At 69.1% G+C, this 9949-nt stretch carries 12 protein-coding genes and 1 pseudogene; 6 read left to right on the top strand and 7 right to left on the bottom strand.

What is annotated here, in order from left to right; translation table 11 throughout:
• From AU196_RS17530 to AU196_RS17520, 3 genes and pseudogenes are all read left to right on the top strand, one after another.
• Positions 1-333 (top strand): annotated as a pseudogene (locus AU196_RS17530) (hypothetical protein); the annotation flags it as partial.
• A gap of 35 nt (positions 334-368) precedes the next feature.
• Positions 369-860, top strand: a complete 492-nt coding sequence (locus tag AU196_RS17525) for an ImmA/IrrE family metallo-endopeptidase (RefSeq protein ID WP_059096357.1) — start codon at positions 369-371, stop codon at positions 858-860.
• Positions 857-1987 (top strand): hypothetical protein, encoded by a 1131-nt coding sequence (locus tag AU196_RS17520; RefSeq protein WP_059096356.1) that lies wholly within the window; start codon positions 857-859, stop codon positions 1985-1987. The genes AU196_RS17525 and AU196_RS17520 overlap by 4 nt, the downstream gene beginning before the upstream one ends.
• Positions 1988-2042: 55 nt before the next feature.
• Here AU196_RS17520 and AU196_RS17515 read toward each other — a convergent pair whose 3' ends face one another.
• The 5 genes from AU196_RS17515 to AU196_RS25880 form a co-directional block, all read right to left on the bottom strand.
• Positions 2043-2441, bottom strand: coding sequence for a secretion protein EspR (locus AU196_RS17515; protein WP_059090497.1), 399 nt, complete (start codon positions 2439-2441; stop codon positions 2043-2045).
• A 404-nt stretch (positions 2442-2845) separates the two neighbouring features.
• The gene (locus AU196_RS17510; protein ID WP_059096358.1) at positions 2846-3553 is read right to left on the bottom strand and encodes a TMEM165/GDT1 family protein; all 708 of its coding nucleotides are present in this window, start codon (positions 3551-3553) and stop codon (positions 2846-2848) included.
• Between the two features lie 256 nt (positions 3554-3809).
• The gene (locus AU196_RS17505; protein ID WP_059096355.1) at positions 3810-4343 is read right to left on the bottom strand and encodes a hypothetical protein; all 534 of its coding nucleotides are present in this window, start codon (positions 4341-4343) and stop codon (positions 3810-3812) included.
• A gap of 191 nt (positions 4344-4534) precedes the next feature.
• Positions 4535-5158 (bottom strand): superoxide dismutase, encoded by a 624-nt coding sequence (locus AU196_RS17500; RefSeq protein ID WP_011562419.1) that lies wholly within the window; start codon positions 5156-5158, stop codon positions 4535-4537.
• Positions 5159-5284: 126 nt separating this feature from the next.
• Positions 5285-5443 (bottom strand): hypothetical protein, encoded by a 159-nt coding sequence (locus AU196_RS25880; RefSeq protein ID WP_172800499.1) that lies wholly within the window; start codon positions 5441-5443, stop codon positions 5285-5287.
• 570 nt (positions 5444-6013) lie between these two features.
• Here AU196_RS25880 and AU196_RS17495 point away from each other — a divergent pair.
• Genes AU196_RS17495 through AU196_RS17485 form a run of 3 tightly spaced genes read left to right on the top strand, consistent with a single transcriptional unit; the run spans position 6014 to position 8248 of the window.
• The gene (locus AU196_RS17495; protein WP_059096354.1) at positions 6014-6364 is read left to right on the top strand and encodes a rhodanese-like domain-containing protein; all 351 of its coding nucleotides are present in this window, start codon (positions 6014-6016) and stop codon (positions 6362-6364) included.
• A gap of 22 nt (positions 6365-6386) precedes the next feature.
• Positions 6387-7412 carry a DUF4328 domain-containing protein gene (locus AU196_RS17490; protein ID WP_059096353.1) on the top strand — a complete coding sequence of 342 codons (1026 nt, stop codon included), beginning with the start codon at positions 6387-6389 and terminating at the stop codon, positions 7410-7412.
• A 5-nt stretch (positions 7413-7417) separates the two neighbouring features.
• The gene (locus AU196_RS17485) at positions 7418-8248 is read left to right on the top strand and encodes a glycerophosphodiester phosphodiesterase (protein WP_059096352.1); all 831 of its coding nucleotides are present in this window, start codon (positions 7418-7420) and stop codon (positions 8246-8248) included.
• Here AU196_RS17485 and AU196_RS17480 read toward each other — a convergent pair.
• On the bottom strand, positions 8245-8790 hold the full coding sequence (locus AU196_RS17480; protein ID WP_059096351.1) for a ferritin: 546 nt from the start codon (positions 8788-8790) through the stop codon (positions 8245-8247). The two genes, AU196_RS17485 and AU196_RS17480, sit on opposite strands and share 4 nt — an antisense overlap.
• A gap of 138 nt (positions 8791-8928) precedes the next feature.
• A partial coding sequence (locus tag AU196_RS17475; RefSeq protein WP_231737627.1) for an LCP family protein occupies positions 8929-9949 on the bottom strand: 1021 nt, incomplete at its 5' end.

Here is a 9949-nt window from a genome sequence, read left to right as displayed (position 1 = left end):
CTGAGCGCGTGCAGTCCCAATGAACCGGGGTCCAGTGAGCCGGGCGCCTCGGCGCCGGAGGCCCCGCCCCGCGTCGCACCCCCGCAACAGCCGTCGGCTCGCCAGCCCGAGGCGCCCGTCCGCAGCGGTGACCCCGCCGCGGTCCCCGCGAACTTCCGCGTCGGGTACGGCGAATACCTGCGCGCGGCGGGTGTCGCGCAGATCGCGGCGGTGGCCGTACCGGGCACCGCGGGCATCCTCATGCTCACCGGGCTCGGTGGGCTCGTCGGGTACCGGCAGGCCAAGGCCGGACGGGCGCTGCGGACCGAGAGCATCGCGCGGTTCATGAACTAGCCAACGGCACATCGACAAGTCGGAGAGGGGGCGACGTGCCAACGACTCGCACCGTCACGCGCGCTGTCAGCGCCGTGCTGGATCTGGCGCCGCGACGCGGCGAGGTGTCGCTGTTCCGCCTGGTCCAGGCGGTCAGTGCCGAACGCGGACGCCCGATCGACATCAAGACCGCCGATCTGCCGCCCGGGGTGTGCGGGCAGTGGCGCCAGTACGCGGACCACGACGAGTTCCTGATCCAGCAGGGGCTGCCCGCCTGGGACCGCACGCTGGCCCACGAACTCGGACACCTGGTGCTCGGCCACGAGGGCATCCCGGTGGTGCAGGCGGCCCGGCAGAACACCGAGGTCGCGAGCTCCGAACTGATCGGCTACATGCTCAACCAGCGGACGGGCTGCATGGGGCCGAGCGGGGAAGACGCCGAACAGGAGGCGGAGGACTTCGCCGCGCTGCTGATCTACCGACTCGGCCGGCTGCCCTGCGACCGCTCCTCGATCGTGCAGATCCGTCTCGGAGAGGCGTTTGGTTGATCGTCTGGGGCATCGCCGGACTGCTCGGCTTGGCGACCGGGCTGCGGATCGGGTGGGCCCTGGTCAACAAGCAGTCGCTGGTGAGCACCGCGATGATTCTGGCGCTCGGCAACCTGGCGGCGGTGGCGGCGCTGAACTGGCAGCCGCTGACCCTGCTCGTCGACACGACGTTGAAGTGGCCGAACATCGCGATGGCCCTGAGCCAGGTCGCGCTGATCATGTGCGCGGCGGGCAGTTGCGTGATGATCACGACGGTCGCCTCGGCACGCACCCCGTCCGCGACGCGCAGCCTCGCGGTGGCGCAGTACGTCCTGGCCGGGATCGTCGCGGTGCTCAGCGTGGCGGTCTTCCTGGCCGGCGGCCAGCAGCCGGAGATGTCGCCCGAGGAGTACCTGCGCCGCAACCTCGGTGCGGACGGCACGTCCTGGCTGCTGCCGCTGATCTACGTGCTGGTGGCGATGTCGCTGGTGATGTGGTCGGGGCTGCGCCACTCGAGCCGCAGCCGCAGGGGCCGGGCGCTGTTCGTGTTCACCGTGGGCATCGCGCTGATCCTGGTGGTCGCCGGGCTGTTCCTGCTCCGCACATTCGGAATCGTCGACTCGATCGGTGTGGGGACCGGGGCCACCCTGATCGGCTGCGCCATGGTCACCGTGGCCGTTGGGGCGCTGCTGCCCGGGATCGAGGACTGGTTCGGTGCGCGCCGCGAGTTGCGGATCATCGACCCGCTGCTCACCGAACTGGGCCGCCGCCAGCCGGACGTGGGCATCGGTGTGCGACCGCACGGACCGCTGGTCTTCCGCGTCGCCGAACGAATGTCGTTGATCTCCGATGCGCTGTTCCTGGAGGCGACGAACGCACGCCGGCCGGTGGACGCGAGGCGCGCCGCCGGCGATCAGGAGGGGCGTGACCCGGGCCCGGCCGCGCCCGCGGTGACACCCACCGAACAGGCCCGGGCCATCGCCGGGTGGATCTTCGCGGGCCGTGAGACCTCGATGGACGGCCACCGGCGGTTTCCCGGAGTCGAGTGGCTGCGCCAGCCGGAGTCGTATTCGGACCGGGAGTGGATACTCGAGATCGCCCGGCAGTACCGGGCGCTCGACCGCGGAACGGCCAGCTCAGAAGCCTGATTCAAGAATCGGAGGCAAACACCGTCCGCTTCGCCGCGCGCGCCGCCGCGGGAGCTCAGTCGTCGAGATGTTCCTTGCGCCGCAGTTCGTCGACCTTGGCCACGATGTCCTGCTGCGCCTCGGGCGACAACCCGACCGTACGTGCGGCGATCCGGCGGACGCCTTCGTCACGCATGTTGGCCAGCCACGTGAGTTCCTTGTCGAGCTTCTCGTAGTACTCGTCGTCGGTGAAGTAGGCCGGCTTGATCCGGAAGAAGTTGGCCAGGGCGGCCATGGTGGCCTGCGAGGGGTTGGTGCGGTTGCCCGAGCGCAACTGGGACAGGTAGGGCGCTGACATCGTGATGCCCTCGGACTTGAGCGCCCCGATGACCTCGGCGGACGTATGCGGTCCGCGGCCAGGCGGATAAACCGTGTCGAATAGTCGGTTCAGCCGTGCGGCGAACGTCTTGCTCATCGGATTGACCTCCACATGCGTGACGAGCGGGCTAAAAAGGCGGCGTCTTTGCTGACCATCGTAGCGAGAGTTATGCCCTCATCCAAGTGCAAACCGCCCAAATGTTCGTGTCGGCGCGCCGATCTGGTCGCCGAAAACGCCTGGAACAGCAGATTCTTCAATTGTCGCCATGGTTGAACCACGGCCGGAAGCAAATAATAACGGTTCCGTAGCATACCCTGTGCTAGACACCCTCTCAGGTGGCTCCCAGCAATCGTCGCGCACACCGGCGCGCGGATCGGTCGACGCTCCTGACTATTTCAAGGGTTTGCCGACGTCACACCACGTCAGGCGGAGGGCGGGACAGGCGCCCTACGGGCGGGCGAGCGGCGATCCGCCGTCCGCCGGACCTTGCCGGTCGGAGATCAGACGGGCTCGGACGACGATTCGCGGGGTGCCGGCGAAGGGGTGCGGGACCTCCTGGCCCGCACGGCGCGGACAACGGCGACCAGCAGGGCGACCGCCGCCACGCCGCCGGTCGCGCCCAGCGCCACGCCCCGCCAGCCCAACGCGGCGTCGAACAGCATCCAGAGGCCGAACAGGAGGAACAGCACGCTCGCCATCGCGTGCAGGAAGCCCTCGGGCAGCCGCTTGTGCAGCATTGCCCCGACGATGATGGCAACGCCGTCGGCGAGCACCATGCCGATGGTCGCGCCGATCCACACACCGATGGCGTCGCGGTCGCTGGCCAGCGCCACCGTCGCCAGCATGGTCTTGTCGCCGAGTTCGGCGAGGACGAACGACGAGACGATGGCGGGTACGACGAAGCGGGGTTCGGCCACCCGGACCTCGTCGTCGTCGGCGGAGTTGCGCCCCTCGCGCCAGGTCCAGGCCGCGAACAACAGGAAGGCGATGGCCGCGGCGAACGCGATGGGCTTCTCCGGCAGCGTCACCCCGAGGAAGTGGCCGATCGCCACCGACAGCCCGTGTACCAGCACCGCGGCGATACCCACCCCGGACAGCACCACCCACCAGCGGTGCCGAAGCGCGTAGGTCATCGTGATGATCTGCGATTTGTCGCCGAGTTCGGCCACGAAGACGACCGCGAGGCTGACCAGCACCGCACCGAGCATCATGGACACCTTTCGACACGTCGCCGAGCGTTCGCGAGAACGCACGGCGTCTGAGTCGAAGGTCTCGCCCACCGAGGGTGCGGTTCGCCGGCCGGGCCCGTGGGCCAGTATGTCGACACGACGATTCGGGGCTACTCCCCTTCGCTGACGCCTTCGACCATAGCGGCGGGTTCTCCGGTGCGCCAGCGCCGCAGCCGATTTCGGACAGCCGTATTCTCCGGTTCGGAAACCGGTGTTCGCCGGCTTCCGTGACCCGTCACGCGGCGAGCAGCATGGCCAGCACCGCGGTGTCGGGATGGCTGATGGGGTCGACACCGACGCGGCTCACCATCGACGTGACGGTCCCGTCGGACTCCGCCTCCACCCAGGCGGCCCGGTGCTCGAGACCCAGATGGGGCAGTCCGGGCAGCAGCACGCAGCCCGATGCGGCGCCGCTGCATTCCGGCAGCGACGGGGTGGTCTCCGACGGTGGGTGCAGCATCAGCAGGGCGGGTGGCTGGCGCTCGGCGAAGTAGCCGGGAGGCACGGCGGCGTCCCCCACGACGGTGCCCTCGGCGAGCACGAGGCCGACGGTGCCCGGCTCGGGTTCGTCGGGCAGCTCTTCGCGGACACCGAAAATCGTTGTCGTGGAGAGCAATCCGGGCAAGGATGCGACGCGGACGGTGACCGTCAGCAGCTGCGCCCACTCCTTGGTGGAGGCCGGCCAGCGGCCCGACACGACGAAGCCCTTGAGTGAACCGCCGGAATGGAAGGGGGCGATCTCGATCGCCCGACCGGACCCTGTCTCCATAGCGCCCTCCGAGACATCGGTGTTCGTGGACCGACACGCCTGTGGGTCGTGTGAAACAGGATGCTGCAGTGGTGTGCTGGCACGCAAGATGACACGAGTGCTAACGCGCGGCGACGCCCACCCGAACACAGCAGGGGCGCCGCGCGAAGATCGCGCGGCGCCCCTTCTGAACGAGTCTGGCGGGACCGGTGTCAGCCGACGATGATGCCGCTGGCCGAACTGGTCGCCTTGGCGAACCGGTTCTGCACGTCCTCCCAGTTGACGACGTTCCAGAACGCCTTGACGTAGTCGGCCTTGACGTTCTTGTACTGCAGGTAGTACGCGTGCTCCCACATGTCGACCTGCAGCAGCGGGATGATGCCCAGGGGCACGTTGGCCTGCTGGTCGAAGAGCTGGAAGGTCAGCAGCCGCTGGCCCAGCGTGTCGTATCCGAGGACCGCCCACCCGGAACCCTGCAGGCCGTTGGCCGCGGCGGTGAACTGCGCACGGAAGTTGTCGAACGAGCCGAACGCGTCGTCGAGCGCGGCGGCCAGCTCACCGGTCGGCTTGTCGCCGCCGTTCGGGGAGAGGTTCTTCCACCAGATCGTGTGGTTCACGTGACCACCGAGATGGAACGCGAGGTTCTTCTCGTTGAGGAAGATCGCGGAGTGGTCTCCGGACTCCCGCGCCTCGGCGAGCTTGGACAGGGCGTCGTTGGCGCCCTTCACATAGGTCGCGTGGTGTTTGCTGTGGTGAAGTTCGTTGATCTGCCCCGAGATGTGCGGTTCGAGGGCGCCGTAATCGTAATCAAGATCGGGCAAGGTGTATTCAGCCACAAGGTTCCTTCCTCAGCAGTGATTGATGGAGCTCGACATCCTCGACATCGATGTCAACCTTGCTCCATAGCAGCGCGCATCGCAAGGACGCGCGTCCACCTACACCAATACCCGACTACGAGGCGTTCAGAACAGAACGATCAAGGCGAGGATCGCGAGCAGGACCAGGGCGATGACGCCGGCGCGCAGACAAGCGATCAATTGGCTGCGGGTGTAGACACTGGCCGACGTATGCCACTCCGACGGCGGCATGGCCGAGCCGCCCCCCATGGGATGAGACGCCATCAGTGGCTCCTGACCTGCACGAACAAGATAAACCCCCAGTGAGATCAATCACACGCCGAGCGTGTGACGCCGATCATAACCGGTTCGCCCCCACGGAGGAAATCGGGTCGGCGGCGCGGGTGGCGACGGGCCGTCGGCCGACGTCAGGCACGGTCGCGCCGGTCGTGGCGGCCTTAGCGGCCCGGTGTCCCCGGTTCGGATCACGGTGCGGTCGAACCCTCCGCCGGACCCCGCCCCTCCGGCATCGCGCAGCTGCCGCGACGTCGCCTCGGCGTGTCGCGCGGGCGTTCCCGGAAGACGGTGACACACTCGGGTCCCCGTCGCTTCCTGCGCTCGCCCGCGGTGTGGATTAGCCCCACTAAGAATTTCGCTCGACGGTTTCGTTACCGGCCCGTGACGTTGCCGCGTACTCCCGGTTTATCCACAGTTTCATTCAGCAAGCGCCCCGCACGACGAGCGCTTATCCGTCCGGTGGCGGATGCCGCCTGTGGATGAACCTGTGGAAACTGTGGATAAATCCGCGATTGCTGTCTGCGGAGAGGTGCGCCGCGTGGACGGCGGCGTGACAGCATGGAACGCATGGACGACGTCGAGGTGACACAGGCCGACGTGGCCGAACTCCCCGTCGTGTTCGACGGGTCGACACTGCTGCTCGACGTGCGCGAACACGACGAATGGCGGCAGGGACACGCCGCCGGGGCACTGCACATCCCGATGGGAGAGATACCGGCCCGCCTCGGCGAGGTGGACCCGGAGGCCACCGTCTACGTGATGTGTCATGTCGGTGGCCGCTCACAGCGGGTGGCGCAGTACCTGGTCCGCAACGGGTACCGGGCCGTCAACGTCAGCGGCGGCATCATGGCCTGGTCCGCCGCCGGGCGCCCGATCGTCGCCGACGGCGGCGGCACCGGGAACGCGTGACCAGCGCCGCTAGGCTGGTCGGATGATCCAGGTGTGTTCCCGCTGCGGAACGCGGTGGAACGTGCGCGACCGTGAGCGGCAGGTGTGTCCGCGGTGTCAGGGCTCGTTGATGGCCCCGTCCGCGCCGCCCACCCCGGGCGCCGAATGGAGTGCACGCCAGGCCCGTCCCGGCGGCGCCGGGGCTCCTCCGCGCCTGCCCGCCGGTTACCGCTGGATCGCCGTGCGGCCCGGTGCGCCACCTCCACCGCGCGCTCGCCGCCGGCCACTCGGCCCGACGCCGCGTTATCCGACGATCCCGCGGTGGGGCCTCGTCGAGCACTTCGACGCCGTCGACCCGACCGCGGCGGAGTCCCGGACCGGCCCGTCCGGCTCCGCGGTACGCACCACGCTGCTGATCACCATCGGCGTGCTCGCGGCCGCGGCCGCGGTGCACGCGCTGCGGTATCTGCTGCTGCTGATCAACCGCAGCGTGCTGCTCAACCCGATCGTGGCCGGCGCGGCCACCTGGCTGGGCGTCGCGCTGAGCGTCGTGGCGGCGTTCCTGGTGGTCGGCAGCATCGTGCTGCTGACCAACTGGCTGATCGCGCGCCGCGGCGCGGCGTACGGGTACCGCGGACAACCCGATCCCCGGGACGCGCTTCGGCTGCGACTGGGCTGTCTGGTGCCGTTCGTGAACCTGTTCTTCGCACCGGTGTTCGTCCTCGAACTGGCCGGGGTGGAGAACCGGACGTCGACGCTGCGCAAGCCGATCATCGTGTGGTGGATCCTGTGGGTGTTCAGCACCGTCGTCTCGGTGTTCTCGGTCGCCACCAGCTTCACCACGGACCCGCAGGGCATCGCCGACAACACCATGATCACCGCGATCGCCTACCTGATGGCGTTGGCGACCCTGTTGCTCGCGCACCGGGTGGTGTCCGGATTCGAGCAGGCCCCGGTGTCCCGACCGGTCCACCGCTGGGTGATGGTGCCCGACGACTCACCGGACACACAGCACGAGGACCAATCGGCCCGTCCGGTTGAGTCCAGCGGGCAGAACCCGGCAGCATAGGGCCCATGAACCCGGATGACGGCGCGCTCGGCGGTCATCCGTTCGTCGTCGCGCACCGTGGGGCCTCGGCCGACCGGCCCGAACACACCCTGGCGGCCTACGAACTGGCCCTCAAGGAGGGTGCGGACGGGGTCGAATGCGATGTCCGGCTGACCCGCGACGGTCATCTGGTGTGTGTGCACGACCGTCGGGTGGACCGGACCTCCTCGGGCACCGGCGTGGTCAGCGAGATGACGCTGGCAGAGCTGCGGGAGCTGGACTTCGGGTCATGGCACGCCAGTTCCCGACCGGACGCGGGCCCCGACACGACGGATCTGCTGACGCTCGAGCGGCTGGTCGAACTGGTGCTGGACTGGCACCGGCCGGTGAAGTTGTTCATCGAGACCAAGCACCCGGTCCGCTACGGCGCCCTGGTGGAGAGCAAGGTCCTCGCGCTGCTGCACCGGTTCGGCATCGCGACACCGCCCTCGGCCGACCTCTCGCGGGCGGTCGTCATGTCCTTCTCCGCAGCGGCGGTGTGGCGGATCCGGCGCGCCGCCCCGATGCTGCCCACCGTGCTGCTCGGGGAGACGTCCCGCTATCTCGGGGGCAGCGCCGCCACGACCGTGGGCGCGACGGCGGTCGGGCCGTCGATCATGACGCTGCGCGAATACCCCGAACTCGTCGACCGGGCCGCCGCGCAGGGACGGGCGCTGTACTGCTGGACCGTCGACCACTACGAGGACGTGCGCTACTGCGCCGACCTCGGCGTGGCCTGGGTGGCGACGAACCACCCCGGCCGCACCAAGGACTGGCTGCAGAACGGGTTGACCGGCGCGGCCGGCACCGATCGTTAGAGCGCGCCGCCCGCCGCCCGCGGGGCCGCCGAATCGGCACCCGCGCCCGGCAGATCACGGGCCACGAAGTCCTCGAGGTGGAACAGGTTGGCGCCGGCGCGCTCGGCGATGCGCACCAGCGTCGTCATCTGCGCGACCTCCTCGACCTGCTCCTTGAGGAACCACTGCATGAACTGCTCGCCGAGATAGTCGCCCTCCTCGCGGGCCACGCTGGCCAACCGGCTGATCTGCTCGGTGACGGTGCGCTCGAGGTCCAGAGCCAACGCGAGCGCGTCACGCGGGGACTCGAAGCGATTGCACACCTCGTCGACGCCGGGGATCTCGATCTCGACGTCGCGGTCGAGCAGGTATTGCACCAACATCATCGCGTGGTTGCGCTCCTCGACGGACTGGCCGTAGAAGTGCTTGGCGAGCTGCGGCAGATCGGCACCGTCGAAATACACCGCGATCGCAATGTATTGCTGAGCGGCGGTGAACTCGCTGCGGATCTGCTCTTGGAGAAGTCCGTGGAACTTGGTGTCGAGAGCGCCGAATGTCGTCATGGCCGCCACGATATAGCAGGTCAGACGCCGTTGTCAGCGAAGGTGGGCCTTACTGAGGCGAGGGTTTCCTAAGGTTTGGCCGCACGTGTGTGACGGCGACAACACTTCCTGCCCCAGTTTGCTGAGGTGAGGCGTGCCTTACCCGGTCGGTGTGGTGTCGAGCACGTCGGCGGGGATCGGCGTGTCGGTGGCCAACGCGTCGAAGAGGCGTCCGGCCGCGTCGCTGTCCCACACCACGACGGCGCCGGAGCCCCCGTTGGTGAACTCGCCGATGGGCACGGTCGTGGTGGTGAGGTCGCCGCGCATCGCCCAGCCGAGCCGGGCGAGGTCCCACACGTGCGCGCCGGTGTCGACGGTCAGTGCGCCGCCTGCCGCATGCGCCATCGGGAACCAGCGCAGCGGGTTGAGCAGGACGGCGGGGCTGGCCGTGCGGTGCAGCAGCGCGGACATGAACTCCCGCTGATGGGTCATCCGGTCGAGATCGGCGCGGGGGGTGGCGCGGGTGCGCACGAAACCGAGCGCATTGCGCCCGTCGAGTTCCTGACATCCGGCGGGCAGGTCGATACCGGCCAGCGGGTCGCTGATCGGCTCGGCCGGGCACATGGTCACCCCGCCGACGGCGTCGACGAGTGAGGCGAAGCCGTCGAACCCGACCTCGGCGTAGTGGTCGAGCCGCAGACCGGTGGCCTGCTCGACGGTCTGGGCCAGCAGTGGGGCCCCACCCAGCGCGAACGCGGCGTTGATCTTGTCCTCGCCGTAGCCCGGGATCGGCACGTAGGAGTCCCGCGGGATCGACACCATGGTCGCCGGAGCGCTCGAGGTCAGGCCGGGCAGATGCACCAGCATGATCGTGTCGGTGCGCCCGTTGCCGACGTCACCGCCGGTGGCCAGCTCGGCCTGCTGTTCGGGGTCGAGGCCGGCGCGGCTGTCGGAACCGACCAGCAACCAGGTGGTGCCCCGGCCCGCGGCCGGCCGGTCCGGGTAGGCGGCCAGCGCCGGAATGCGGTGCAGCGACGTGTCGACCCACACGGTCAGACCGACCAGCGACACCACCGCGACGAGCAGGACCGTCATCACGATCCGTCCCCAGTGCCGTTTCCGGCGCGGCCGGGCCGCGGCAGGCGGGACGGGTGGCCGGCGGCGCGGGCGCGGCCCGGCC

The sequence above is a fragment of the Mycobacterium sp. IS-1742 genome (assembly GCF_001500125.1).
Classification (GTDB): Bacteria; Actinomycetota; Actinomycetes; order Mycobacteriales; family Mycobacteriaceae; genus Mycobacterium.
Note: the sequence above shows the minus strand (reverse complement) of the source record. Positions and strands in the feature narration are given on the sequence as shown.